Annotated in this window: 24 protein-coding genes and 1 other RNA gene; 16 read left to right on the top strand and 9 right to left on the bottom strand. The window is 41.8% G+C overall.

The genetic code is table 11. From position 1 onward, the window contains the following. Nucleotides 1–334: 334 nt before the first annotated feature. From purB to O9332_RS23195, 4 genes are read left to right on the top strand one after another with little or no spacing between them, the layout of a single operon-like run. Nucleotides 335–1,630, top strand: a complete 1,296-nt coding sequence (gene purB, locus O9332_RS23210; RefSeq protein ID WP_004268608.1) for an adenylosuccinate lyase — start codon at nt 335–337, stop codon at nt 1,628–1,630. 49 nt (nt 1,631–1,679) lie between these two features. Beyond that, on the top strand, nt 1,680–1,814 hold the full coding sequence (locus O9332_RS23205; protein WP_256378293.1) for a hypothetical protein: 135 nt from the start codon (nt 1,680–1,682) through the stop codon (nt 1,812–1,814). Between the two features lie 27 nt (nt 1,815–1,841). Continuing rightward, nucleotides 1,842–3,302 (top strand): AAA family ATPase, encoded by a 1,461-nt coding sequence (locus O9332_RS23200; protein ID WP_002757955.1) that lies wholly within the window; start codon nt 1,842–1,844, stop codon nt 3,300–3,302. Further along, entirely contained in the window at nt 3,244–4,155 is a 912-nt protein-coding gene (locus O9332_RS23195; RefSeq protein ID WP_288027604.1) for a hypothetical protein, read from the top strand. Before O9332_RS23200 ends, O9332_RS23195 begins: the two co-directional genes overlap by 59 nt. Here O9332_RS23195 and O9332_RS23190 read toward each other — a convergent pair. Continuing rightward, a complete protein-coding gene (locus O9332_RS23190; protein WP_288027602.1) occupies nt 4,152–5,474 on the bottom strand; it encodes an AAA family ATPase in 1,323 nt (440 codons plus the stop codon). The two genes, O9332_RS23195 and O9332_RS23190, sit on opposite strands and share 4 nt — an antisense overlap. A gap of 402 nt (nt 5,475–5,876) precedes the next feature. Here O9332_RS23190 and infC point away from each other — a divergent pair, with 402 nt between their 5' ends. Continuing rightward, nucleotides 5,877–6,407 carry a translation initiation factor IF-3 gene (gene infC / locus O9332_RS23185; RefSeq protein WP_002757952.1) on the top strand — a complete coding sequence of 177 codons (531 nt, stop codon included), beginning with the start codon at nt 5,877–5,879 and terminating at the stop codon, nt 6,405–6,407. A gap of 86 nt (nt 6,408–6,493) precedes the next feature. Here the strand turns inward: infC and O9332_RS23180 are convergent, their stop codons facing one another. Further along, nucleotides 6,494–8,701, bottom strand: a complete 2,208-nt coding sequence (locus O9332_RS23180; RefSeq protein WP_002757950.1) for a PhoX family protein — start codon at nt 8,699–8,701, stop codon at nt 6,494–6,496. 636 nt (nt 8,702–9,337) lie between these two features. Here O9332_RS23180 and O9332_RS23175 point away from each other — a divergent pair. The 3 genes from O9332_RS23175 (at nt 9,338) to O9332_RS23165 (ending at nt 11,723) form a co-directional block, all read left to right on the top strand. Next, a complete protein-coding gene (locus tag O9332_RS23175) occupies nt 9,338–10,393 on the top strand; it encodes a potassium channel family protein (protein WP_288027600.1) in 1,056 nt (351 codons plus the stop codon). Between the two features lie 246 nt (nt 10,394–10,639). Further along, nucleotides 10,640–10,861 carry a DUF4278 domain-containing protein gene (locus O9332_RS23170; RefSeq protein WP_288027598.1) on the top strand — a complete coding sequence of 74 codons (222 nt, stop codon included), beginning with the start codon at nt 10,640–10,642 and terminating at the stop codon, nt 10,859–10,861. A 400-nt stretch (nt 10,862–11,261) separates the two neighbouring features. Then, nucleotides 11,262–11,723 (top strand): PPC domain-containing protein, encoded by a 462-nt coding sequence (locus O9332_RS23165; protein WP_002786024.1) that lies wholly within the window; start codon nt 11,262–11,264, stop codon nt 11,721–11,723. On the opposite strand, the gene cobS is transcribed toward O9332_RS23165, so the two are convergent. Then, the gene (gene cobS, locus O9332_RS23160) at nt 11,720–12,478 is read right to left on the bottom strand and encodes an adenosylcobinamide-GDP ribazoletransferase (RefSeq protein ID WP_002778640.1); all 759 of its coding nucleotides are present in this window, start codon (nt 12,476–12,478) and stop codon (nt 11,720–11,722) included. The genes O9332_RS23165 and cobS overlap by 4 nt on opposite strands. 290 nt (nt 12,479–12,768) lie before the next feature. On the opposite strand from cobS, the gene O9332_RS23155 reads away from it, so the two are divergent. The 7 genes from O9332_RS23155 to rsmH all read left to right on the top strand — a co-directional run bounded on the left by O9332_RS23155 (nt 12,769) and on the right by rsmH (nt 18,896). Continuing rightward, nucleotides 12,769–13,398 carry a hypothetical protein gene (locus O9332_RS23155; protein ID WP_288027596.1) on the top strand — a complete coding sequence of 210 codons (630 nt, stop codon included), beginning with the start codon at nt 12,769–12,771 and terminating at the stop codon, nt 13,396–13,398. 352 nt (nt 13,399–13,750) lie between these two features. Next, nucleotides 13,751–14,236: a type II toxin-antitoxin system VapC family toxin gene (locus O9332_RS23150; RefSeq protein ID WP_288027594.1), complete on the top strand. Its 486-nt coding sequence runs from the start codon at nt 13,751–13,753 to the stop codon at nt 14,234–14,236. 2 nt (nt 14,237–14,238) lie between these two features. Further along, nucleotides 14,239–14,424 carry a hypothetical protein gene (locus O9332_RS23145; RefSeq protein ID WP_002757942.1) on the top strand — a complete coding sequence of 62 codons (186 nt, stop codon included), beginning with the start codon at nt 14,239–14,241 and terminating at the stop codon, nt 14,422–14,424. Nucleotides 14,425–14,956: 532 nt separating this feature from the next. Beyond that, nucleotides 14,957–15,610, top strand: a complete 654-nt coding sequence (locus O9332_RS23140) for a hypothetical protein (protein WP_002757940.1) — start codon at nt 14,957–14,959, stop codon at nt 15,608–15,610. A 235-nt stretch (nt 15,611–15,845) separates the two neighbouring features. Beyond that, nucleotides 15,846–16,148: a hypothetical protein gene (locus O9332_RS23135; RefSeq protein WP_002757939.1), complete on the top strand. Its 303-nt coding sequence runs from the start codon at nt 15,846–15,848 to the stop codon at nt 16,146–16,148. A 91-nt stretch (nt 16,149–16,239) separates the two neighbouring features. Continuing rightward, nucleotides 16,240–17,751 carry a threonine ammonia-lyase, biosynthetic gene (ilvA, locus tag O9332_RS23130; RefSeq protein ID WP_002757938.1) on the top strand — a complete coding sequence of 504 codons (1,512 nt, stop codon included), beginning with the start codon at nt 16,240–16,242 and terminating at the stop codon, nt 17,749–17,751. Nucleotides 17,752–18,014: 263 nt separating this feature from the next. Beyond that, on the top strand, nt 18,015–18,896 hold the full coding sequence (gene rsmH / locus O9332_RS23125) for a 16S rRNA (cytosine(1402)-N(4))-methyltransferase RsmH (protein ID WP_002757937.1): 882 nt from the start codon (nt 18,015–18,017) through the stop codon (nt 18,894–18,896). Between the two features lie 114 nt (nt 18,897–19,010). Here the strand turns inward: rsmH and O9332_RS23120 are convergent, their stop codons facing one another. The 6 genes from O9332_RS23120 to O9332_RS23095 form a co-directional block, all read right to left on the bottom strand. Continuing rightward, nucleotides 19,011–20,003, bottom strand: a complete 993-nt coding sequence (locus O9332_RS23120) for a glycosyltransferase (protein ID WP_002757936.1) — start codon at nt 20,001–20,003, stop codon at nt 19,011–19,013. Nucleotides 20,004–20,332: 329 nt separating this feature from the next. Further along, complete coding sequence (locus O9332_RS23115) at nt 20,333–21,499, bottom strand: pyridoxal phosphate-dependent aminotransferase (RefSeq protein WP_002757934.1); 1,167 nt, start codon at nt 21,497–21,499, stop codon at nt 20,333–20,335. A 9-nt stretch (nt 21,500–21,508) separates the two neighbouring features. Continuing rightward, nucleotides 21,509–21,899, bottom strand: a transfer-messenger RNA (tmRNA) gene (ssrA, locus tag O9332_RS23110). Between the two features lie 197 nt (nt 21,900–22,096). Further along, nucleotides 22,097–22,522 (bottom strand): type II toxin-antitoxin system VapC family toxin, encoded by a 426-nt coding sequence (locus O9332_RS23105; protein ID WP_002757933.1) that lies wholly within the window; start codon nt 22,520–22,522, stop codon nt 22,097–22,099. Then, nucleotides 22,522–22,779: a type II toxin-antitoxin system Phd/YefM family antitoxin gene (locus O9332_RS23100; RefSeq protein WP_002757932.1), complete on the bottom strand. Its 258-nt coding sequence runs from the start codon at nt 22,777–22,779 to the stop codon at nt 22,522–22,524. Before O9332_RS23100 ends, O9332_RS23105 begins: the two co-directional genes overlap by 1 nt. A gap of 666 nt (nt 22,780–23,445) precedes the next feature. Then, nucleotides 23,446–23,682, bottom strand: a complete 237-nt coding sequence (locus O9332_RS23095) for a hypothetical protein (RefSeq protein WP_221275422.1) — start codon at nt 23,680–23,682, stop codon at nt 23,446–23,448. 4 nt (nt 23,683–23,686) lie between these two features. Between O9332_RS23095 and O9332_RS23090 the strand changes: the two genes are divergently transcribed. Then, nucleotides 23,687–25,366: a WD40 domain-containing protein gene (locus O9332_RS23090; RefSeq protein ID WP_002757930.1), complete on the top strand. Its 1,680-nt coding sequence runs from the start codon at nt 23,687–23,689 to the stop codon at nt 25,364–25,366. Nucleotides 25,367–25,981 lie beyond the last annotated feature (615 nt).

Below are 25,981 nucleotides of genomic sequence, written 5' to 3'. Positions count from 1 at the left end.
GATTAGTTATTGTGACTAACTCTTTTGGTTAGAACAAGATAAACTTGAGAATCTTCGGTCAAATTTATTGACTCAAAATCAGCTATACTTAATTTAAATGAAACAGCCCTACCCTTATTAAGGGGGGATTAAGGGGGGATCGGCACCCCCCTTATTAAGGGGGGATTAAGGGGGGATCGGCACGCCCCTTATCAAGGGGGGCAAGGGGGATCGAACCTAAAACACTAACCGCTAAAAAGGGAGTGGGGAAAACAAAACTCCCCGCTGCCCCCTGCCTATTCCCGGACTTGCCCCGATCCGATACAATTAAACGGTTGTCTTGGAAGAATTAATAGTGATCGAGCGTTATACTCTCCCTGCGATGGGGAATTTGTGGACGGATAGATATAAATATCAAACATGGCTAGAGGTAGAGATAGCCGTCTGTGAAGCGCAGGCAGAATTAGGCTATATTCCCGGGGATGCAGTAGAAGAAATTAAGGCAAAAGCTAATTTTGATCCTGATCGCATTTTAGAAATAGAAGCAGAAGTGCGCCACGATGTCATCGCCTTTTTAACAAATGTTAACGAATATGTGGGCGAGCCGGGGCGTTATATTCATTTAGGTTTAACCAGTTCTGATGTACTAGATACCGCCCTGTCCTTACAATTAGTCGCCAGTTTAAACCTGATTTTAGAACAATTAGAAGATTTTATCCAAGCCCTGCGTTATCGCGCCCAAGAACACCGTTATACAGTCATGGTGGGACGTTCCCACGGCATTCACGCCGAACCGATCACCTTTGGCTTTAAACTAGCGGGATGGTTAGCGGAAGTGCTGCGGGGACGCGATCGTTTAATTCGCTTGCGCCAAGACATCGCCATCGGTAAAATATCCGGTGCAGTGGGAACCTATGCCAATATTGACCCCAAAATTGAGGCGTTAACCTGTCAGAAGTTAGGATTAGAACCGGATACCGCTTCCACTCAAGTGATATCGCGCGATCGACACGCCGATTATGTGCAACAATTAGCCTTATTAGCGGCTTCGATCGAACGTTTTGCCGTGGAGATTCGCAACCTGCAAAGAACCGATGTCCTAGAAGTGGAAGAATACTTTTCCAAAGGACAAAAAGGCTCCTCCGCTATGCCCCATAAACGTAATCCCATCCGCTCAGAACGCTTAACGGGAATGGCGAGAATTATCCGTAGTCATAGCGTTTCCGCTTTAGAAAATATCGCCCTCTGGCACGAAAGAGATATTTCCCATAGTTCCGTAGAACGGGTGATGCTGCCGGATGTTTGCATTTTGACCCACTTTATGCTCAAGGAAATCACCGATTTAGTCAAAAATCTGCTGGTGTATCCCGAAAACATGAAGCGAAATATGAATGTTTACGGTGGCGTGATTTTCAGTCAAAGAGTTCTTTTAACTTTGGTGAGTAAGGGAATTAGCCGGGAATCTGCCTATAAAATCGTCCAAGAAAACGCCCATCGCGCTTGGAACACCGATAACGGCAATTTTAAAGCTTTTATCAGCCAAGATGAGCGAGTTACTGGCATTTTATCCCCCGACGAGATCGAAAGTTGCTTTGATCCCCAGCAGCACTTAAATCACCTTAATAGCATCTACCAAAGGTTAGATATTTAAGGAGCTTTCAGTGATCAGCTAACCACTAGCTTGTTGCTTTAGAAAGGTAATGACAGCGTTTTGGATTGTCGGTTGGCGATCGATCTTTTCTCAGAAAGCGATCGCTATTCGTTTCTCGATCAAGGTCGCGTTTGAAGATAAAACTAAAGAATCGGCGCAAGCGAGTACGAATCGGGTAAAATAAGGGTCTGTATTCGGAGTGTTCGTTTTTATGATGAAAATCAAACTCTTGAATTTAGGTAGTATTAAAGAGGCAGAAGTGGATCTTCGGCCTCTAACCGTTATTATTGGCCCGAATAATTCTAATAAAACTTATATCGCCTACTCGATTTATGGGTTATGGATTAATCAGCTTGACGGCTTTTATTTTTCTAGTGAAATTTTAGAAAAAATAGAATTTACAAATCAAGCCGATCATTGGTCTTTAAAAATAGACCGACATTTTTATGATGTTATATCCGAAATTGTTCAAAAGTCCGCATCTGAATTTAGCGGGATAAAACTACAATCTTTTTTCCAAGATTCTAGCGGCAAGATTTTTGAAAAAACGAAATTCAGTATCGAAATTTCCGAAGATGATATTAAAACAGCTATAGAAAAAGTTTTAGCGGATACAATTGAATATCGCGGGTCATTAGCTTCAATTGGAATCAAGAAAATCGAGCGAAGCGAGAACAATAATGAGATTTTATTTTATCAAGAAAAGGAAGATAAAATTAATAATTATAAAGACATAGTTTTTCTTAATTTTGTTGCTGCTGTTGTAAAATTTTCATTTTCCGACGCACTTCCTTTACCCGCCGAAAGAAACGCTTTTATAAATACCTATAAAATGCTGGGCAATAGAAGATATAAGCTACTTAAAGGGAATCAGAGAGAGCTATTGACACAAGGACGTATTAATAGACGTATTAATCGAGATAGACAGTTAGAGTTACTGAAAGAACAGGGAGATATTCGCTATCCTCAACCAGTAGAGGATTTTTTAGATTTTTTAACTGACATAGAACTAGAAAATAAGCCCGATCCCATTGCCAAAAACAAAAATGATTTTCAAAAATTAGCTGATCAAATTGAAAAGTATATTCAAAATAACAATAAAACAATCTTTAAAAAGACTAAAATTGGAGGCAGAGAAATTAAAGTTTCGGTAAAAAGAAGTTTAGAGATCGATCTTTATAATGCTTCCTCGTCTATTAAACAATTAGCCCCGCTTTTACTCTATTTGCGCTATCGAGCAAAATCGGGGGATTTTCTGGTGATCGATGAGCCTGAAATGAACTTACATCCAGAATCTCAGGTAAAATTGTTAGAATCTTTAGCGATTTTAGTAAATTTAGGAGTTAGAATTTTATTGACGACTCATAGCCCCTATTTGATGGCTCATCTTAACAATATCGTTAATGGTAATCACCAAAATCCAGAACTTTTAGCCGAACAAGCTAAATTGCTTTATCTGCAAGATAGCCGAGCTTTTCTTAAAATGGAACAGGTTAGCGCCTATGAAATGAAAAATAATCAATTACTTTCTTTACACGACCCTGAATACGGTATTCGTTGGGATACTCTCAGCGATGTATCAGTTGATATTCAACAAAAGTTTTTTGCAATTTATGAAGCAGGACAACAAAACCAAGAAACCGAAGAAGAATGTTCCTCAGAAGAAGAATAAACTCGATTGGCAGAAATTTAACTTTTTAGAAAATTTGCTTATTTTCTGTACCGTACCCGATCGGATCGCTCCACCCGAAAGCGGTGTCAGCTTTCGGATTACCAAGCCAGAAAAAGATTCCGTTTGTATTTTATTTAAAACTGATCGTCAGAAGGATCCTCTCGTTAGAAATCAAAAGCAGAAAAGACCTGATTATTTATCTCTTTTTATTCAGAATGACTTACTTCTGCTGACGATTATCGAGATGAAGGGAACTAATAAAAATTCCACGAGTACAGGTATCGAACAAATTACAACTTTTAGAGATATTTTAAAACAAGAAATTGCCGATCATGTCACCAGTAAACTCAAATATAAATTACAAGCTATCCTATTAACTCCCTATAATGCCGATATTCCTCGAAAGGCGATCAAAGAGGAAGCGGAGAAAGGATTTATTATTTTACCTATCCAGTATGATTCTAAAGCGGAGCTTTATCGTTATGTTTCCAAGACTTACAAGAAAGCGGATTTAAGCAAAATAAATTATATTCACGACGAGCAACATAAAGAATCCGATTGTTTGTTAATCGAAAACTTGTTGGCTAGACAAGCATCGGACAAACGTAAACAGGATAACTATTATTCATGTAAATTCACTCCCGCCAAAGATAGACAAGGCATCTATATAGATTATCAGGTGTCGAGCGATCAAGACTGGATCACCCTATTAACCGATCCGCAGGGAAAGAAAGTTCAATTGGCTTACTGTAGTGATGATTCTCAAAGTTCAATCGATCAAATTCAGGAAGAGATTAAAAATTTAAACATATATGGAATGGTAGAGATGGTAAGTCGCCTAATCAATAGTTAGTATAAAAAAAAGGTTAATTGCTTTTTATTCTCTTTGATAACAGGGTGAAAATTACTGCTTTTCATCTTAATTCGCTTCCCTTCAATAGTGGATATTATAGTGGTAAGTTGAGAAAGCCAAATGCTGACATTTTCATCATCTTGCCAATTAATTAATTGACTCACCAGAACTGGAGAATGAGTGTTCACTATTACTTGGCGTAAAGGCATTTCAGTATCTTTAAAATCGACAGTTAGCTCTTTTAATAATCTTGCCATTGCTTCAATACGAAAAGGATGAATGCCATTTTCTGGCTCTTCAAAACACAGTAATCCTGTGTGTTGTCGGTCGTATTGCAGGACACATAATGTTAATAAACGTAGGGTTCCTTCGGAAAGCACTCTTGAAGAAAACTCACGACCATCATCACCTTTTACCTTGATAATAAATTGTCGATTTGCTTTGTCGTCATAAACATTAACTTCTGTAAGATTCGGTAGCAGATTATTGAGATCACGGGAAATTGCTGTGAGGGTATATTCATCATCTTGTTTAATGCGAAATAAAGCAGCGGCTAAATTCTTTCCGGTTGCTGTTATTGTATCTCTGATGCCCATATCTTGACGAGTAGGTTCTCGCAGATCTTCGGGATTAAGCTGCATAAACTTCCAACTCAGCATTTCTTGTTTGGCGGCTAATATATGTTTAAAATCTATAGTATTAATGCTGCTTAAAACAGTTTGTGATGCGTTTTTTGCGGGAAATACTTTTTTATTCCCTTGTTGACCGTCTTGAGGTACAACAATGGTAGCAATACCACTCTTATCTTCAGTCTTAATATAAGGAATCGCTCTCCTACCCGTTACTACTTTTGGTCGCCAAGTTTCCAATACTGTCTTAGGAATATAATTTTTTACCCAATTATCTTCATTGTGCTTTAAATTTTCTAAACGTTCATCAACAATATACAAGTTTTCAAATCCACTTATATTAGACTCCCGTTTAATTTTTAATTGATAGCGTAATCTTGTATATTTAAGATCAACTTCCCCACCCCAATTATCTTTTACCTTGCGATTGACTAACATTTCAACTATAAATTCCATTTCCGTGGCGTAGTCGTCCTCATCATACTGGGTAAAAAGTTCGCTAGGATGTCCTCGTTGCTCGCTAAAAGCCGTCTTCAGATCCACTTCTGCCAGCCGCGCCAACAATTGCAAAGCATCAAATAAATTACTCTTACCAGAAGCATTAACCCCAGCAACTACAGTAAGCGGCGTGAATACCATTTCAAAATTATGAAAGGATTTAAAGCCATGAATTTTAATATAAGTAATCATAGTTTTAGGCGATAAGTAATATTAAAACATCACCGCAACATTTAACCATACTGGAAAATCTTATCAACTTTCGCCTGATACTGTCCTACTATAATCTAGACATTGGTTTACAGAGGTAGGGCGATTACGCCGATTTTGTCGGGTGCGTTACCTGCTGCAACGAGGGGGAACGCACCTTACCGATCGATTCCTGAGAGTATAGGGTCTTAGTCTAACAAAACCCATAGACAACAGCTTATCTGGCTGACGGCCGGGGGCTGACGACCGGCGGCTAAAAATTAACATTGCAAGAAAACTTAACAATTGGCCAAGAAACTCGATCGAGTAGGTAGAATAGCAAGTAAATCATTTTGTAAACTCCAACCGATTAACTAACCAGAATAGAGATAACCCAGAACGCCTGTGATAGATAAAAGACGCACTACTCGCGATCTCCCCCAAATTAACGAAAGAATCCGCTTTCCCGAAATCCGCGTTATCGATAGCGACGGCTCTCAACTAGGAATTATTACTCCTGCCGAAGCTTTACGCGTGGCCGAAGAAAAGGAACTTGATCTCGTCCTCGTCAGTGAAACGGCAAATCCTCCCGTTTGCCGGATTATGGACTATGGCAAATACAAGTTTGAACAGGAGAAAAAAGCCCGCGAAGCCAAGAAAAAACAGCATACAGCCGATATAAAAGAAGTTAAAATGCGCTATAAAATCGATGAGCATGACTACAACGTGCGAGTCAACCAAGCGCAACGTTTTTTAAAAGCGGGAGATAAGGTAAAAGCGACGATTACCTTCCGAGGCCGGGAAATTCAACACTCTAACCTAGCGGAAGAATTACTGGCGCGCATGGCCAAAGACTTACAGGATGTGGCTGAGGTACAGCAAGCACCAAAAAAAGAAGGTCGTAACATGATGATGATGTTATCGCCGAAAAAATAACTAACTAATCCGGAAAAAAGGGGCTAAGACCCCTTTTTTGTTTTTCAGAAATCCCCAAAGGAAACCAATCATCTAAAACAAATGTATTATCCAGATTTTGACTCGGTTCGCCGAATCGCCACCACTGCCGGCCGGGGAGGTTGATTAACTTGACCACTAGGCCAATTCGACCCTAGGGGTACTTGTCGTATTTGTTCAAATTCCTGCCCATTAGTGGTTTTAAGGGCAAATTTGCGGTTTTCAAAGGCCAAATCCCGACGAATTCCCCCCGCTTCCCCCGGATGTTGTACTGCCAGAAATAACGTCTCTTGGTCGGGAGTAAAGTACAATCCCGTTAATTCCGCATCCATGGGAGCGATAGCAAAAGGATAGGGATGCTCTTGACCCTTGGCAAACACCCAAGCGCTATTATTGCCAAAAATACCCAATAAATCCCGTTGACTAACCGGGACCCCTTGGGGATAACGAGTTTTCATCTCTCGATTTAACCCACCCGTGGAAATATCGCTAACCATCCAGAGATTTCCCTGTTTATCGAAAGCGAGGTTATCGGGATTAGAAAAACCCTCACCTTTCTCTGTCGGTTCCCCTCCATAAGCGACCACATCCCAACGAAAACTTAAGGAAGCAGCATCGTTATTATCTTCCCTTAAGCTGATAATCCAACCAAATTCGTAGGGTATTTCGCCATTTGGCCCCTTAAATATTTCCTTATCGGCTCCTCCCTCCGCTTCACTGGGACTACCAGAGGTAAAGGTCATATATAAAGTGCCATTCTCGTCCACTTCCGTATCTTCCGGGCGACCAGTACAAGTGACCCCAACGGCGTTAGCTGCAAAATGAGCATCGATGAGAATTGCCCCCTGTTTTTCCGTCCTATTACCTTCATACAGGTCTGCGAGGGTCTTATATTTAGCTTTGTAGGCTAGAATCTCCTCATCGTCCTTAAATAGCAGTAATTTAGTATCATTGACCGTTCTTTCGGGATTCGGCAAGGCTACCACCCCATCCCCGCGACTAGCGGCAATTTGACTCGGTAGGACGGGATTTATCTCCGTGTCGGGATTTAAGGGTATCCAATAACCGGTTTTATCGGGGTTGAATTTGGCCCCGTAGAGCATTCCTTTTTCTAGGAGTTTTGAGTTATTTTTCTGCTTAATATCGCTAATTTTGCCCTCGGAAACGAATTTATAGACATGACCGCCTCTGCGATCGCAACCTGAATAAACCGCCAAGGGTTGCCCCGTTTGAGCGAGAAAAGCGACCGCTTCATGGCGAAAACGCCCTAACCAAGTGTGTTTTGTGCCATAATCGTCGGGATTGGCCGGATCCACCTCCACCATCCAACCGTATTTATTTCCCGCTAACCCAAAGACGTTACCCCGGCCATCCACTTCCCCACTATTGAGAATAAAGGGGGTAGTATCGGGATGCAAAGAGGAACCATCTTTTAACACTACCTCGGTCACTTGGTCTTGAAAGTTCTCCTCGGCACTAAATACGGTTCCCCAGGGAGTTGTTCCCCCGGCGCAATTTTGAAATGTTCCGATAATTTTTGCCCCTAATCCGTCATCGTAGCCAAGTTTATCGGTTTTGGTAAAAATTGCTACAGCAGGACCGGTCGCTTTCAGGTAGTGACCGTCCTTTAGTCCAGAAATACCGGTAATGCGGCGATCGGCTTTACTATAGGTACGTTGCCATTTTCCCGTTTGATCTTTAGCTAGGGAAATTACGCCAATTCCCTGATCAATTAAACCTTCTAGGGATATTTCCTCGATTTTTGCCTTTAAGCTGGCATCTTGCAGGCGATAGGCGGCAATTTCACCCTTTTCATTCGTTTTTTCCCGTACTTCCTTGACGGGTAGGGTTTTACCAATCACTTGTTCAAAGGTTTGTAGCCAAGTACGACCACTGATATATTCAAAATTAACGGTTAGATAACCTTGACCCGCACTGGTTTCGATAAAAGATAGATAATCATTGTTATAACCGAAACGGGAATCACCCACTGCATCCCCCCACTGGGCCAGCACATCATAGGTGAATCCTTGCGGAAGAACGAGATCATCTAGGACTGTATAGGTTTGATAGGCATTTTTTTGGCTTTCATCGCTCATACCGTCAATTTTTAAGGGAATCGGCAGTTTGACTGGGACAAAGTTGAAGCCGAAATTATTAGCAGCGATCGCAGGACTGCTAATCAGAGAGGAATATTTTTTCTCTTGCAGACTGAAAAAAGAGACACCAGCAGTGGCAGTTAAAAAGGTGAGGAAATTACGGCGAGAAATACTCATATTTTCATTAATAAAGTCAAAACTGATGTTCAGACCTTGATTAGGTTAAATTTTATTACGGATACTTGACATAGGGATTATACAGTATCCAAGTTATGACTAAGTTAACAGCCAGTTAAAAAGCTCTCCTGCAAAAATAAAAAATCTTCCGTTAGGTGAGGAGATTCGGAGACAGGAGGAGAAAAAAGAGGTAAGAAAATCCCATCCCTCCCTCGGACATTAGATCAAAGTTTATTTCTTGCTTTAGTTGCTGCCGAACATTGATTTTAAGATCATCTCGGTAAATTCCCTCATCGGAACCAAGCAACTGGGAGAAATGTTATTTTCTCAGGCAAATCTGAGAGGATTATGTAGAAATATCTATAGCGTTTCCCAATCTCATGAGGTACACCAAAATCTTAACTCCTGACTCCTGACTCCTCAAAACCTAAGACTCTGTACCTCACAACTATGGGAATTGCTATATATTACATTTCACCCATCGGTATGCTTTACCGAAATACTGGTTAGATGAAAAACAAGCAAGACAAGCTTTATTAAAACGCGGTGAAACAGTAAACAGTGATCAGTAAACAGTGATCAGTAAACAGTAAACAGTTGTAAGCTGATAGCTAGATTGTCAGTTAACAGAAATCGATGCAAAGTTCACTGAAAAGGATCATCATCGGTGCGAGTTTTTTTCTCGCTACGGTAGTCGGAGCAACTATCGGTTATATGGCCTACGGTTGGAGCTTTCTCGATGCCGTTTATATGGTGATTATCACCATATTTGGGGTAGGTTTCGGGGAAGTTAAACCGATTAACACTCCCAGTCTGAGAGCTTTTACCATGTTAGTTATCGTCTGTGGGACCACCTCGGCCGTTTATGTGGTGGGAGGTTTTTTTCAGATGCTCACCGAGGGAGAAATTAACAAAGCTTTTAGCGATCGCCAGATGAATAAAGAGATGGAATCCCTAGAAAATCACGTCATAATCTGCGGTTTTGGGCGTATAGGACGCATTCTAACGACTAAATTGGCAAAAACAGCCCAATCCTTTATTATCGTCGATAATAACCCCGATCGCATTGGATTAGCTCAGGAAAAAGGCTACTTAACTCTTAATGGTAACGCCACCGATGAAAGTATTCTCCAGAAAGCCGGTATCGACAAAGCGCGAGTTTTAGCGACGGTGTTACCCGATGATGCCTTAAATGTCTTTATCACTTTAACCGCAAGGGAACTCAGTCCGCAACTATACATTATCGCTAGGGGAGAATATCCCAGCACCGAGAAAAAATTAAAACTAGCCGGGGCCGATCAAGTGGTCTTACCTGCTACCATTGGAGCAGAGAGAATGGCCCATTTAATCACCCATCCGGCCGCAATCGATTTTTTACAGGAAGATGAAGGTAGGCGCAATCTCAACGAATTATTAGCCGATATCGACCTGCAATTTGAAGAATACTCAATTTTAAGCGATTCGCCTTTTTTGGGACAACCCATCAGTCAGATGGAAGTGCGGGGACAGGGTGCTTTTATTATCGTTGCTGTCCGTCAATTTGATGGTCGTGTCATCACCCATCCCGACCATTCCACCATTCTACAGCAAGGCGATACGGTCATTTTATTAGGTCATCGGGGCGATGTTCCCAATTTTGCCCGTCGTTATGCTCTGCGTCGAGAAATGCGCTATCGTGGGTCTTCTTGGTAGGATATTTAACCAGAAAAAAGTTGAGATCTCTAATTCTTTGTGTGATAAGTTTAACTTATATAAGAGCGATCAATCTTTGTGTCCTCTGTGTCTCTGTGGTTCCTTCCGCTTGCTCGCCAGCAGGACTGTATCTTAGAATACATTTTACCCACCGAACCCAAGAGAGCCAAAAGTTGAGCTTTTCTGGAATTAATTTCGCCGCAGATGGAGATAAGACTAACTCACTAATTATCTCCAGAGACACCTATGAAATTAACCTATCGCGGCATTGCTTACGAGAAAAATCCCACTGCCACCGTTGCTTCCAGTCCGCTGATTTTAGGCTATCGTGGTGTTCCCTATTTAAAAAACCGTGATGTCGCTCAAAGCATTGAGAAACCGGTAGCCTTTACCTATCGCGGTCAAGCCTATCATATCACTCAATCTTTAGCTTCTTTGCCCATGGAAAGACCCTCTTTAAGTTTTTAACTTCTAGTTCTTTTTTCAATCAATCTCTTTTAAAGATTGTCAATTAAGTAGCTGGTTATAATTAAATTAAAAATGGATTTTAGGTTTGATCCCCCCTGCCCCCCTTATCAAGGGGGGTGTCTGACAACTTTTAACACCTACCTACTTAATGATTTTATTAATTACCTTAAACGGGTTTTATCTCCCCTCTTGCTCCCTCGCTTCAAGGGGGATTTTTTTATTTGTTTTGCCAACAAGGAATAACTACCTAAGCAAAATTAATTACACATATTTTTCCCTTCCGCAGTTCCGCAGTTCCAGCGTTCCCCCTTTCCGGAGTCTGAATTTAATTTTGTCGAACTGCTGATAGTTATCAGTTTTTTGTAGAATAGGGAGATTGAGAAAACGAACATCTGCCCCTATGACAAGATTCCCTTTGACTGGTCGCTATTCTAGTTTATGCGTCTTGCTCACTTTATTCTGGTTAAGCGGTCAATCTTTACCGGTGCGAGCAGAAAAAATCTATAATCCCGTCCCCCTCATCCTCAACAAAGAAATTAACGATACTCTCACCGACAAAGATATTCCCACGGGGGAGGGAGGGTTTGCTAGGGATTATACCGTGGATTTGGACAAGGATGATCAGGTGGCCATCGATCTCAAATCGGAAAACTTTGATGGAGTTTTAATTCTCCTGGCTGACGATGGTTCCACTGTAGCGGAAAATGATGATGGTCCCGATGGTGGCACTAATGCTCTCCTCTTTGCACGGATTACCGAGTCGGGTAAATATATTATTCGGGTGAGAGCTTTCGGAGAAACCGGTGGGGGAAAATTTACCCTGAAATTAACCCGTTTACGGGCTGTGGAGGGCAAAAATTAGCTAATTATTGTCAAAAAAACCAAGAATAGAGCCTCTGTCCACTCTACCACCGCACCGTAGGTATCGCCGGTGTGACCGCGAAGACGACGATATAACCAGTAACCAGTAAGCAGAGCGAGGGCGATTCCAGCACTAATGGCGATTATTCCCCACCTTAGACCACCAAATAGGGCGATTAACCCCCAAATTACTCCCCCACAGTCCCAAGGCAGACAAAAAGCCACTTTATGAAAGGCTCCCTTACCGGTGGGTTTGAGGTAGGGATAAAGAGCGATCGCCATTACTTGCCCCCAACGTCCCCAAATTGGTGCTAAAATTAGAGCTAAGGCTCGATTATCGCTTAAATCGGTCAAAGCGGCGATTTTTAGCAGCAAAACCATAGTCACGGCCATGACTCCAAAGGCCCCGGTAACACTATCGGCCATAACCGCTAAACGACGCTGCGGGTCAGTGACAGCTAAACCATCGGCCGTGTCACTAACTCCATCAAGGTGTAGTCCTCCCGTTAGATAAACCCAAACCCCCACAAGGACAACTGCACGAGTCAGGGGTGGCATTCCCAGACCAGCTAGAGTTATATCGAGCAAAACTAGAATTAAACCCAAAAATAAGCCCACTAAGGGAATCCATCGGGCAATTCTGCCAAAATCCGGCCAGGCAATCGGAACCGGAATAATCGTGTAAAAAGCGATTGCGCCTAAAAATGAGCGAATTTCTTGACAAATGAAGTTAAATATGGTAGTCAATCCCCCCAAAATTAGATTCCGGTATGGCAGCTTTTCTCATAAAGATGAAGTATAACTTAATTTTGTATCAGCCACCCTGTGGGATTTTCAAAACATCTGAGAACGCCTATAATGATTTAATTCGGCATAACACGGTTACTTGTAATTTTATAGGAAAAGTTCTTGCGATTGCTCTATAGGAGAGGAATATACGGAAAGATTTTTTTTTAAATGTGTATTTGGCGTGAGATACGGAAAGTTTCCGTATATTATGTAGTTAGATCGCCTAATCTTTAAAACTTCTATCTTCCTCAAGCAAAATGTCAAATGAATCAAAAATCCCATGGCCAATTTGGGCTGCTGTTATGCTGGCTTGCGCGTTTATTGCTACTTACGCCTCTCGTCCCCAAACCGACGATCAAAGAGTTGAATATCTGCAAAAAGAAATTCGCAGTCTAAAAGAACAATTAAATCGTCAGCAACCGACTTATTCTCCAAGTGTTTCTGAACCATCGCCATCACCTACAGCAATACCTACATCAACTCCTACTATTACTACTGAACCAACTCCAAATTTATCAAATCCAAAATGGGACCATAGTGTTTTTAATTCTAGTTCTGTAGGAGATTATGCAGCATTTTCGTATAAAATGATTGAAGAACCTGCATTTAATCAACAGAATCAACAAGTAGAGTGGATTGTTGAATTTTCAATTCCTCCAGAAGCAGAACGAAGCCCAGCAGCGAGAGAAGCTTACTTAAGACTTGAATTATTGCAGCATGGCTTTAGGGCTGAATTTATAGATAGTTCTGGTGTGTTTTTAGGAGCGAAAAACCTTGATAAAGAAGGTCAAGGAGGCAACAGAACACGATATACTTTGAGAGTTCCCAATAGTATTTGGGAAAAATGGTCAGAAGTAGCTATGGTAAAAGTTGTCAGAGACTGGTGAGACTGTTTATATATAGTGCGATTGCCAATTTTATAGCGATCGCCGATCTTGTAGGGTGGGTTAATGAAATGTAACGGTGCGATTCGTTTCTAGGGGAATAAATAGCCTAGAGTGCTGATAAAACAGATCGCCGTAGGGTGCGTTCCCTAAAGTGGCTCTTACTGCTCCAGTGATCGATTTTTGGGGAACGCACCATGCAGATTGATTGCAGCTGTGGGTTTAAGTGTGATGGCGAAGGCAGTGCGTAGCAGTACGCTGATCTTGTCGGTTGGGTTGACGGCTGTTACCCAACACCCTCAAAACCAAGATTAAATAAGGTAGGATAGAGAGCGAAAAGATATTCTAGGTTGCCGTGAATGGAAGCGTCTATATTGAAACAAGTATTGTTGGGCATTTAACCGCCAGACCCACTGACAATCTGATCGTTGCTGCTAATATCAAGATCACCCAGGATTGGTGGAACGAACATAGTAGCTCATTTACGCTTTACGCATCAGAGATCGTTGAAGATGAGGCAGCTAAGGGAGATCCGATAATCGCCGCTCAACGGTTAAACTTGTTACAATCCCTAATGCTTCTCGAACTTACGGAAGATGCGTTTGAACTTTCGCAAGCGTTTCTGACTCAAAGCAATCTGCCCCTAAAGGCATCTAACGACGCTTTACATATGGCATTAGCAACCGTCTATAACTTAGATTATTTGCTAACATGGAACTGCAAGCACATGGCAAATGCCCAAATTCACCACCAGCTGGCTCAGATTAGTTCTGATCTCGGATATATATTGCCAGTTATTTGCACTCCTTATGAGCTTATTGGATATAACCTAGAGGTTTAGTCATGTATAAAAATGAAATTCTCGATGAAATTCACAAGTATAGAGAAGAATACGCTCAATCGTTTCAATATGACTTAAGAGCTATTTTTAATGACTTAAAGCAGAAGCAACTGGCTCATAAAGATAGATTAGTTAGGTTGCCAATTAAGCGAGCGTCTAACAAATCACTGCACCCGACCGCCGGCTAAAGCATTCAATGGAACCGCTAAATCTATAGTGCGATGGCGAAGGCACTGCGTAGCAGTACGCTATCTCCCTAGGGTGCGTTCCCTAATGTGGCTCCTACTGCTCCAGCGATCGATTTTTGGGGAACGCACCATGCAGATTGATTGCAGCTGTGGGTTTAAGTGCGATGGCGCACCTTAAAATTAGCGAATTTCTTGACAAATGAAGTTAAATATGGTAGTAAATCCCAGCCAAATTCGCTCCCGGTATGGCAGCCTTTCTCATAAAGATGAGGTATAACCTAATTTTGTATCGGCCACCCTGTGGGATTTTCAAAACATGAGAACGCCTATAATAATTCGGCATAACACGGTTACTTGTAATGTTATAGGGAAAGTTTCAGAATATACGGAAATATTTCTTAAAAAATGTGTATTTGGCGTGATATGTGGAAAGTTTACATATAATATATAGTTATGCAGTTTTATTTTGTTAGATTCCTTAACTAGAAAGACTGTTAGTCTTAATATAATACTAGGTCGAGGTCTATTTAATATGAAGACAGAAGTTGTTGTTGCGTTGATTGCTGGAACACTAGCACTTGCAGGCTCAATACTGACCTTTTACTTAACTAAAATCAGAGAAGACAATACTAAGAGACTTGAACATACAATTGAGCATTATAGAAGCCAGATTGAAGAATTCTATGGACTACTCTTCAATCTCGTGAATCAAATTGATACGTTATATTATGTCAAAGAAGATATTGTTAATCCTGCCTCTGGGGTTCATGATCCACTAAGTGAAGAGCAAAAGAAGGAAATTGAGTCCTTTTTTAAGAATGAATATTTCTGTGATCTTCATAAAGAAATAGTCAGAATTTTGCGAACCAAGCTTTATCTAGTTGAAGGGGCGGAAATGCCTGCTAGTTTTTCCAATTATCTTCGTCATGCCACTCAAGAACAAGCTCAATTTAGATTGTGGAAGGAAAACAATATAGATACCAAGCATATTGTTGGAGAACCTTTTCCTGACCAGTTCATTAATGACATTAAATTTGATCTGCGAAATGCGATGCAAAGATATAATCAAACTAGGCAGATTTATAAGAGAAATATATTTGGTATTTCATTCATAAAATTGCCTTATTCAAAATCGAATTTGGAAAAGCATAACAACGCCCATGCACACCGAGCGCCGCAGCCGTAGGGTGCGTTCCCTAATGTGGCTCCTACTGCTCCACCGATCAATTTTGGGGAACGCACCATGCACATTGATTGAAGCTGTGGGTTTAGGCGTTGTCAAATTGAAAGATGCTCGGCGTTGCTGACTTTGGGTATGAATCATTGCATCTACATTTTTTAAAACTCAGGCTCAAACTGACTTTTTGATATATGCAAAATTAGCATTCATACCTTGATTAAGCAACGCCGGGGTTTTTTCGTTGAGTTGGCTGGCTCTTATCTTCGGTCGGCCTTTGAGCTTTTTCTGTTCTCTGAGTTGGGCTTCCAGTTGGGTGGTTCGTTACGAGGTTTTGTCAGCTATCTACTTCTTGGCGGAGGGCTTTCTCAATTTTCCTTTGGCTCTCTGTGGCAATCCTCCTATCTGTGTTAAACCAGATTTTCTCCCTCATAGCAACCCCTACACGACCTTGATTTTTGTTCGCGACAGCTTCCAGCAGTTATTGAGAGGTTACATCAGTGGGAAGTGGGAAGTAGGGAACACAGAGCAAAAAGCTGACGGCTGACAGCTGATAGCTCTTTATTGCTAACCGGACTGACGATGATCTATTCTGTATCCTAGCCTGACTCGCCAATCCCCACCGCCAAAAAAGAATAATGTACTGCGATTACCTGGTTCAAATCCTCACCGCACGCGTCTACGATGTCGCCCAAGAAACCCCCTTGGAACTTGCCCCCAATCTCTCCCAACGTTTGCACAATCAGCTTTTACTCAAGCGCGAGGATATGCAGTCGGTTTTCTCCTTTAAACTGCGCGGCGCATACAACAAAATGGCGCATTTGTCAAGGGATTTGTTACAAAAAGGTGTAATTGCTGCTTCGGCGGGAAATCATGCCCAGGGAGTCGCTTTGGGGGCGCGGCAATTGGGAACCCAAGCGATTATCGTTATGCCTGTCACCACTCCGCAAGTCAAAATCGACGCGGTAAAAGCCCGGGGCGGGATTGTCGTCCTGCACGGTGACACCTACGATGATGCCTACACCTACGCGCGGCAGTTAGAAGCGGAAAAAGGCTTAACTTTTATCCATCCCTTCGATGATCCGGAGGTAATCGCCGGCCAGGGTACGATCGGTATGGAAATTTTACGACAATATCAGCAACCGATCGAGGCGATTTTTGTCGCTATTGGTGGCGGTGGCTTAATATCAGGTATTGCAGCCTATGTCAAGCGTTTACGTCCAGAAATTAAAATTATCGGGGTGGAACCTGTGGACTCAGACGCGATGAATCAATCCCTAAAAGCCGGTTATCGGCTGCGTTTGTCCCAAGTGGGATTATTTGCCGACGGGGTGGCGGTGCGCGAGGTGGGAGAGGAGACTTTTCGTCTTTGTCAGCAGTATGTGGACGAGATTATCCTAGTGGATACGGATGATATCTGTGCGGCGATTAAGGATGTTTTTCAAGATACACGCTCGATTTTAGAACCTGCGGGGGCGTTAGCGGTAGCAGGAGCGAAAGCTTATGTAGAAAGAGAAGGAATTGAGGATAAAACCCTCGTTGCTGTGGCTTGTGGGGCGAATATGAACTTTGATCGTCTGCGGTTTGTGGCGGAAAGGGCAGAATTAGGGGAACGGCGCGAGGCGTTGTATGCTGTTACTATTCCCGAACAACCGGGCAGTTTACGGCGTTTTTGCGAATGTGTCGGCAAACGCAATTTAACCGAATTTAGTTATCGCATTGCCGATGAAAAAGAAGCACATATTTTTGTCGGCGCCCAGATCGAAAATCGCACCGATGCCAAGAAATTAGCCGAGAGTTTTGAAGCTTGTGGCTTTAAAACCCTCGATATTAGCGATGATGAATTGACTAAATTGCATCTGCGCCACATGGTGGGAGGGCGATCGCATTTAGCCGACCATGAATTATTTTATCGCTTCGAGTTTCCCGAACGACCGGGGGCTTTAATGAAATTTGTCGCCTCCATGAGTCCCCACTGGAATATCAGCGTTTTCCATTATCGCAATAACGGGGCCGATTACGGGCGCATCGTCGTGGGCATACAGGTCCCCCCCGATGAAATGAATCAATGGCAAGCTTTTCTCGATACTCTCGGCTATCGCTATTGGGATGAAAGTCAAAATCGGGCCTATCAGTTGTTTTTAGGTTAAAGTTGGCTGAATAAATCTAAAAACCTTGTTGGATAAGGCTTTTAGACTTTTTTCCCCTCAAAAAGTGCTGACCATTGGAGTGATCGGGGGTAAAATTCAGGCACTTTTTCCCTGAAAATTAGGTAACTGACTACCCCAAAATCGGTAAAACCCTACACCCTACACCCCACACCCCACACCCCACACCCCACACCCTGCCCCCACCAACAAACTTTTTCAGCAAACCCTAGGTTAAATCGCCATTTTCAGGAAGTTATCAGCATATGAATCAAGATTTTCCCCATATTTCCGTTTTGAGTCAAGAATTAATCGCCGGCTTAAATATTCAACCCGGGGGGCATTATCTCGATCTTACCCTAGGGGGTGGTGGACACAGCCGCTTGCTTTTAGAAGCCCATCCCGAAACCACAGTAACCGCCATCGATCGCGATCAAAGCGCCCTAGAAGCCGCTAAAATTAGTCTCGCCCCCTATCTAGATAGCCGTTTAACCCTCTGGTGGGGGAACTTCGCCGATTATAATGGACAAAATAGCAGTTTTGATGGCATTATCGCCGATTTAGGAGTCAGTTCTCCCCAATTCGATCAGAGCGAGCGCGGCTTTAGTTTTCGCCACACGGCAGCCTTAGATATGCGGATGGATCGCTGTCAATCCCTGACGGCAGCCGATATTATCAACCATTGGCACGAAAAAGAATTAGCAGATCTTTTTTATCAATACGGAGAAGAACGTTTATCTCGTCCTATTGCTCGCTCGATCGTCCAAAAACGTCCTTTTACTACCACTACAGAATTAGCGGCTGTCATCGCTAGTTCTGTACCCGCTAGTTACCGTTATGGACGTATTCATCCGGCAACGCGGGTTTTTCAAGCCCTACGCATCGCTGTTAATCAAGAATTAGATTCTCTCCAACAATTGTTAGATCAAGCCCCCCACTGGCTAAAATCCGGGGGAATTATCGCTATGATCAGTTTTCATAGTCTAGAAGATCGTCTGATCAAGTATGGCTTTCGCGAAGATAATTCCTTGAAAATTATCACGAAAAAGCCGATTATTCCCAGTCGAGAAGAACAAGCTAAAAACCCTCGTTCTCGTTCGGCTAAACTAAGAATAGCCCAAAAGATCGAATCAGAGGTTATCCTATAGCAGTTATCTTAATGGTGAGGTACAAACTATCTGGTTTTAGGGAGTCGTTATCTTGATGAGAAAGGCTATCAACTATTTTTTACACGAAGGAGAAATAATCGATCGAGAATTGAATTATGCTTTTGACTTGCCAAGGTTGTTTATTTTGTGTTTAAATCTGTCGTATTTGAAAGCTAAATATCGCTGACTGAACAACCATCTTTTTTCAAATTGACTTAAAGCAGACCATTGGTCGTAGGTGGGAAAAGCCACATCTTTAAAAAAAGATATCCATTGATTTAAAGTGGTTTCAATTGTGTGTTCTTTCGCCCTCTTATAACCGTTTTCAACCATTTTTTGATAAAGTTCTGGAGAACTTTTCAGACGACGAACTGCTTGAATTGTTTCCTCTAGAGAGTGAATAATAATAAAATCTAACTCCGTCTTTCTTTCTGCTAAAAAGCCTAACTCTGGAGTCAAAAGGGCAGGAACACCGGCGTGCCAAGCATTAATTAGCTTAATAGAACCTTTATTAGGATAATTTCGAGAATCAAAACTACGCGCGGCTACAATCACATCTAGATTAGTATAATTGTTCCATTGAAATTTATCCCAAATCGGCATCCAATGGCAATTGAGAGTATCCAAAGACTCTCGCCATGCTTCCGACCTTAATTCCGGTGCCAACTGACCCCTGTTGCCAATGTAAGAAATATTCTCCACTAGGGTGTTCCGTTCCCTATCTCTGGGAATTAACCCGGGCATCGGCCAATGACTAATTAGATGGGGGTTCCAAATAGAGTCTTTAGTCTTCTCCCAAGTATACGGATTATAAACAATGTGTAGGTGAGCCGAAGGGTGATATTCTTTGTCGCTTTGGACACAAATTAACATGACCTTATCCAAGAAGGGATAGTCATTATCTAGGGTGTCTCGGTCGGCGATTAAAATTCCTTGCTCTGGGATTTCTCTGGCTATTTCACAGGGAAAGCCAGCTTGTTTAAGATGAAAGTAGGTTTGGGCTATCCAAGCCGTAAAATTGCTAGGATCGCCTGTCCATAGAGTCTGGTCTTCCCTGATATTTTTTTGTCTGATTTCGTCAGGGGCGTAAAAATAGATTGTTCGCATTAATTATATAAGGCCAAAGCATTCTTTGTCCCATAGTTTAGCGCAAAAACGCTTTGCCGTCAATTGTAGCTCAAGAGGTCAGCAATTCTGATTATGGAAACCAGCCAGCCAAACCCCTAGTCTAAAGAAATATATTCGATCGCCTCCTAGGGTGGATAATTAGGAAACAATCCCTTGACCTAGGGAAATAGTACCAGGCTTCGCTTTAAGTAATTGACCGACCACAGCAATAATCGGTGTTTGCACCCCATCCATCGGCAAGAGAAGGTTTTTCATCAGTTGTGGTAAAGTAAAAACCAAGAAAAAAAGCCGGTATTTATTCTTGAAAATCACTGACTAAAATAACGCAGTCCCTTTACCAATCTTTCTACTGCCGTTAAAGCCGTTTCTGGAGATAAAGCACCGTAGGCAAGACGCAAATAACAGCCTTCTGTTATCCCAAAAGTTGAACCGGGTAACACCGCCACCCGCTGCTGCTCAATTAAACTTTTAACTAACTGAAAATCATTCTTGTCTGTGGTAATTTTCAGGAAGAAATAAAAAGCCCCTTCCGCAGTGGCAACATCACAGATATCCCTAATCGATTCTAGAGCATTCAGGCAAATTTCTCTAACTTTACTGATGGTTTTTAACTGTTCTAAAGGATAGCTTTTACCCACCTGTAACGCTCCCAGAGCCGCATATTGCGAAACCACCGGCGGACAGATTAAAATAGTATCCTGAATCTTATTAATCGCCTCAGATAAATGTTCTGGTACTACCATATAACCAATGCGCCAACTGGCAAAACCGTAGGCTTTTGAGAGACTAAATAAGGAAATAGTCCAGGATTCACTGCCAACAATTGCCCCCGGGGAAAAGTGACGGGCATGGTTATAGGTAAAATACTCATAAGCTTCATCATGAATGTGATAGATGCCCTTTTTTTGACAAATTTGATTGACTTCTCTTAGGGTATTTTCTGGATAAACTACTCCCGTGGGGTTATTAGGAGAAATCGTCACCACTGCCTTAGTTTTTTCCGTGATTGCCTCTTCAATGGCGGCTGGACGCAATTGATAATTTTTGTCTGTGGCGACCAAAATTACTTGACAATCAGCCATTTTTATGGCCATTTCATGATTGAAATAAAAGGGAGTGTTGAGAATAATTTCATCCTCCGGGGAAGTAATGGCTAAAATGGCATTCATAAAGGCCATATTACTGCCCGCCGTCACAAAAATTGCCTGTTTATCGCTGATTTCTACCCGATTATCTTCGGCTAGTTTTTCCCGAATTACTGCTAATAAGGGGGGAATTCCCGCCACAGATTGATATTGATGATTTTTGGGATTGGCTAAAAATAAAGATAGAGATTCGATCGCTTCCTGGGGTGGATAATAGGAAACAATCCCTTGACCTAGGGAAATAGTGCCGGGGTTCGCTTTAATTAATTGACCGACCACGGGAATGATCGGTGTTTGTACCCCGTCCATGCGGGAGAGAAGGTCTTTCATTAAAGTAATCAATGGAGCCGAGCAGAGTCGAACTGCTGTCCAAATTAGGTATTGACTGTCCGTTCATTCACAGGTTTAGTTTCGATTACCCTCGAAACGGGGACTGTCACTTATCCCGGACAGTGGGATGCTCTAGTTAAAGCTTAGACGGTTAACTAACTAGAGAAAGTTAAACGTGGCATCCGTTGGGGGTTTATCCATAGTCCTTAACGGAGTCAAACTATGAATGCTCGAGTCGATTAGAGACTATTAGGCAGCTACAGGAGCGGCTTTACGAGCGAAAGGAACGATGTTGTTCGCATTTACTTTTTGTTTGAGCCTTTGATTTACGAGAGGAGACTCACTCTCGACCTGTATCACGGGGGAGCTTTCGCTAACCTGTCGAAACCGTTACGGCCCCTTGTGCTTACATTCTGATTATAGCATATTTTTTGATTAAGCTAATTTCGGCTCAATTGAGGATTTTTCCCTTCCCAGGCGTTAGAGCCGGGCTAGATCGGTAAAAAAGGTTTTTATCGCTGATTTTTGGGAAAGTTATCCTATATTTGCGATCCAGCTGCCATGGTTGATGCCGAAGTTGCCTCAACTCTGAACATTTTATGAAGATGCCCTGGCGTGGACGAGAGTGTAATTAATCCGTAAAGCTTCTACACGGGCGAAATGTTGAATATTACCCGTAACCAGTTCTAGATTAGATTGAATCGCCGTGGATGCGATCTGTAAATCGGCATGGGCGAGAATATTTCCCTGTTGTTCTAGTTGCGCTTGAATTTCTCCGTAAATTTTCGCTGTCAAGCGATCGAATGGCAGGATCGTGAATTCGGGGATAATTCTCGTTTCGATTTTTTCCAGAAAATCATTGCGCTTGGGGGAACGGAACGCACCTTTATATAGTTCGGCGATCGTGATACTGCTAGTATATTGATTTTCTCGATCTAGCGATCGTAACCATTGCAGATAGTCCAGTAGCGGGCGCTTGCGTAACATCTCTGAAATAGCATCGGTATCAAAGAGATAAGCCATCAGGTTCTCTCGTCCAAGATATTATCCAGTTCTTCGGCTAATTCTTCGGAATCTTCCCAATTTTCGCTTAAATTCGCTAACCCTCCCCTCTGACGAGCGCTTCTCAGTCGTTGCAATTGTCGGATATCTTCGTAACTCACTAGGGCAGCCACGGGTTTGCCGTAGCGGGTGATGACAACGTAGCCCTCTTGGAGAGCAAGATCGATCGATTCGGAAAGACGCGCTTTCACTTCGGCTGTCGAGAGGATTTTTGTCATTGATCTTAAGTTGGACATCTTGACCATAATAATTCTAGTATATCGATTTCCACTCATACCAGAGTCGATTCAAGGTTGATGCGCGATCGGCGGCGTTGTCAAGTTTGAAGATGATCGCGTATCGGAGCAGCATTGAAAACGCTTTGAGAGCAGGGCTTTCCTTGTGTCGCCATTCATTCTTCAAATTCTGTCTGATCTTCTCACTTACCCTCCCGACCACCGGCTCCTAACCCCACCAACAAACTTATTCAGCAAGTCCTAATTATTGATTGCCTCGGTTTGAATGGCCACCTATCAACAATCTATCTCCATACCACAATTTAGCCATTTTGTCAAAAAAAATTTGACTTTGCAACAAAACTACACAAAAATTAGATCAACGTTGTTCGGGAAAAAAGGGAAAATTGGCGGAACTGTTTGGTTTTGCCCAAGGGAAAAGTCTAGATTTAGCAAGGGTTTTAAGACAACCCAGATCATTAAAACCCTAAAAATTACAATAAGAGGCATCATAGCATAATGCAAAATTATACCAGAATCGCTGGAAGTATTGTAACCTCGTAAATAAATAAAAATTATTCTCAATAAATTCTTAAGTAAAAATAAATATTACCGATTGTAAATTTAAATATTTTTAAGCATTGAAGGTATTTGCATATAAAATACTTATCATTTTGCCCTGATTGCCTCTGACTGGAAAGAGGGTGTGGGGTGTGGGGTGTGGGGTGTGGGGAAAGAAACCTCTTTCATCTGTGGGGGTGAAAATTTTTTCATCGGGACTGACTTGAAAGAGGCGGTCGGCAGGGGGCAGGAGGGAAAAGTACCGTTTTGGGGAGTCAGTCGTCGATACCAAACTAGGCTACACTCTATAGGAGAAACCCGATGACTAACTTGATTATTTCGCAAAAATATGGCTAAAAAGCTCGATTTTGTTATTCCCGCCGTCGGTGGAGTCACAGGAGCCAATTTATCTGCTTGTCTGGGAAATATTGGCTTAGTCGGCGGATTTGGCGGTATAAGCGTCGGTTTAGTGGGAATGACGGGGATTGGCATCCTGACAAGTTCGGCAATTTATGCCAGTCTGCAAGGACTAGAAACAAACGATCACAATGTCGGGTTAGCTTTGGGAATAGGAAGCCTTGGCGGAATCGGTATCTACTCTACCTTTGGGGGTGTGGGAGTCGCAGTTAAAGGTACAGCTTTCGGTGTTGGTGTCGGTTCTATGGCAATCGCTGGCGGCCTAGTCGGGTTAGGAATCTACGGAGTGATGAAAATGTTATCTCCCACCTACTTCGACAATAATTTTTATAGCAATCTAGAATTTTTTGATCGCATTACTAGAGAGTACGAAGAAGCTTTATTTTGGCAAGAAGTTACGGGAAAATATAAAAATCTAGAGGCAGAACTACAGGGACTGTTAGAAGAAGTATCTATTCAGGAAAATCAACAGTTATATTCTACAGAAATTACTATTCCAGAGCGTTTATCTTGGCAGTGTTTCCAAACTCTTAAAGGTCATCAGGCAAATATTGGGGCGATCGATGTTAGTCCTGATGGTAAAATTATCGCTAGTGCGGGAGAAGATCAAACCATAAAACTTTGGCAGCGAGAAACGGGTAAATTAATTTATGCCTTTGTGGGAGTTAATGAACCGATCCAAACTCTGGCTATAAGTCCTAACAGTAAATCGATCATTGTTGGTGGATTGGATGGCAGAATTAGTCAGTGGCAATTAGACACTAAGCAGTATAAAAGTAGTTTTTTCGCTCGTGTAAATGCTCCCGATAGCCACGATGGCGTCATTTTACAATTAGCTTTTGCTGCCAATGAAAGATTTATTGTTAGTGCTAGTAATGACAAAACTCTGCGAATCTGGGGTTATCATACAGGAGAATTAAAGCGAACTTTAATCGGTCATGAGGAGGCAGTTAATACCTGTGCTATTAGTCCCGATAGCCAAATTATTGCTAGTGGTAGTGATGATAAAACTATTAAATTATGGCGATTTGATCATAGTTATGCTTATCAAACTTTTAGCGGTGACAGGGCAGCCGTTAACAGTTTAGCTTTTAGTAATGATGGTCAATATCTAATTAGTGGCGGTAGTGATAAAACGATTAAAATCTGGGATATAAAGACAGGAGAAATTATTAAAAGTTGGCAGGCACACGAGCAGGCAATTATCAGTATTGCTATTAATCCTCATCGCCATCTAATTGCTAGTGCTTCCCGAACAGAAATTAAAATTTGGCAAGGACAAACAGGAGAATTAATTAAAGTTTTACGGGGAACTGCTCCCTTAAAATTTAGTCCTGACGGTCAATTTTTAATTACATGTAGTTATGGAGATAAGGTAAAAATATGGTCAGAAATGTTAGGAGAATTAGAAATATTTCCCCCAGATTCCGAGGATTGGTGGGAAGTTTTAGAAGTTTCTAAGAATGCCAGTTTTTCAGAAGTTAAACAAAGATATTATCAGCTTGCTCGTCAGTATCACCCCGATCACAATTCCTCTGCCATAGCGATTAAAATTATGCAAAAAATTAATCGAGCTTACGAGCGGTTTTTATTTTCCATCTCGCAACAGTAAAATTGTGAGCCTAGGGTCAAGTATTTAACTATCTTTCGATTCTGCCTTACTTATGGTGATATATAATTAAATTGAAGATAAATCCCCCCTTGATCCCCCCTTAATTCCCCCTTGATAAGGGGGGTGCCGATCCCCCCTTAATCCCTAGGGCTGTTTCATTTAAATTAAGTACAGCTGATTTTGAGTCAATAAATTTGACCGAAGATTCTCAAGTTTATCTTGTTCTAACCAAAAGAGTTAGTCACAATAACTAATCTTTAATCCTCTGCCAAATTTATTATGAATAAATTGATAAAGCTTGTTCCCAAGCCACTAAAAGCCTATCTCTCTTGAAATTTTCTGAGAGTACATCCTGTTAACTTAGCTAATTTTTCTGCTTCTTACGTCGATAAAACTATCAGTTTTTCCCAACGTTCAGCTAACCACCTCTGTCCCTCTGTTATTGAGAGAAAACCCAAACCTCTGAAAAGATTCGGTTCTTTGTTACTTAGTATGGTTCGATAGGGGGGCATAAATTGACTAAATCCTTATCTGGCAAGAGACTTAATTGATTAGTTCGCTCTAGATCAAAAATAATTGACAAAAATCGCCAAATGCCTTTCTATATAAGGGTTC

The sequence above is a fragment of the Microcystis sp. LE19-10.1B genome (assembly GCF_027530565.1).
In the GTDB taxonomy this organism is placed as follows: Bacteria; Cyanobacteriota; Cyanobacteriia; order Cyanobacteriales; family Microcystaceae; genus Microcystis; species Microcystis aeruginosa.
Note: the sequence above shows the minus strand (reverse complement) of the source record. Positions and strands in the feature narration are given on the sequence as shown.

Excerpts from the sequence above, each read along its gene's own strand:
- O9332_RS23205 (WP_256378293.1), top strand. The coding sequence starts at position 1,680 with ATGACAGCGTTTTGGATTGTCGGTTGGCGATCGATCTTTTCTCAGAAA.
- O9332_RS23200 (WP_002757955.1), top strand. The coding sequence starts at position 1,842 with ATGATGAAAATCAAACTCTTGAATTTAGGTAGTATTAAAGAGGCAGAA.
- O9332_RS23195 (WP_288027604.1), top strand. The coding sequence starts at position 3,244 with ATGAAGCAGGACAACAAAACCAAGAAACCGAAGAAGAATGTTCCTCAG.
- O9332_RS23190 (WP_288027602.1), bottom strand. The coding sequence starts at position 5,474 with ATGATTACTTATATTAAAATTCATGGCTTTAAATCCTTTCATAATTTT.
- O9332_RS23180 (WP_002757950.1), bottom strand. The coding sequence starts at position 8,701 with ATGAGTATTTCTCGCCGTAATTTCCTCACCTTTTTAACTGCCACTGCT.
- O9332_RS23175 (WP_288027600.1), top strand. The coding sequence starts at position 9,338 with ATGCAAAGTTCACTGAAAAGGATCATCATCGGTGCGAGTTTTTTTCTC.
- O9332_RS23170 (WP_288027598.1), top strand. The coding sequence starts at position 10,640 with ATGAAATTAACCTATCGCGGCATTGCTTACGAGAAAAATCCCACTGCC.
- O9332_RS23165 (WP_002786024.1), top strand. The coding sequence starts at position 11,262 with ATGACAAGATTCCCTTTGACTGGTCGCTATTCTAGTTTATGCGTCTTG.
- O9332_RS23155 (WP_288027596.1), top strand. The coding sequence starts at position 12,769 with ATGTCAAATGAATCAAAAATCCCATGGCCAATTTGGGCTGCTGTTATG.
- O9332_RS23145 (WP_002757942.1), top strand. The coding sequence starts at position 14,239 with ATGTATAAAAATGAAATTCTCGATGAAATTCACAAGTATAGAGAAGAA.
- O9332_RS23140 (WP_002757940.1), top strand. The coding sequence starts at position 14,957 with ATGAAGACAGAAGTTGTTGTTGCGTTGATTGCTGGAACACTAGCACTT.
- ilvA (WP_002757938.1), top strand. The coding sequence starts at position 16,240 with ATGTACTGCGATTACCTGGTTCAAATCCTCACCGCACGCGTCTACGAT.
- rsmH (WP_002757937.1), top strand. The coding sequence starts at position 18,015 with ATGAATCAAGATTTTCCCCATATTTCCGTTTTGAGTCAAGAATTAATC.
- O9332_RS23120 (WP_002757936.1), bottom strand. The coding sequence starts at position 20,003 with ATGCGAACAATCTATTTTTACGCCCCTGACGAAATCAGACAAAAAAAT.
- O9332_RS23115 (WP_002757934.1), bottom strand. The coding sequence starts at position 21,499 with ATGAAAGACCTTCTCTCCCGCATGGACGGGGTACAAACACCGATCATT.
- O9332_RS23105 (WP_002757933.1), bottom strand. The coding sequence starts at position 22,522 with ATGGCTTATCTCTTTGATACCGATGCTATTTCAGAGATGTTACGCAAG.
- O9332_RS23100 (WP_002757932.1), bottom strand. The coding sequence starts at position 22,779 with ATGACAAAAATCCTCTCGACAGCCGAAGTGAAAGCGCGTCTTTCCGAA.
- O9332_RS23090 (WP_002757930.1), top strand. The coding sequence starts at position 23,687 with ATGGCTAAAAAGCTCGATTTTGTTATTCCCGCCGTCGGTGGAGTCACA.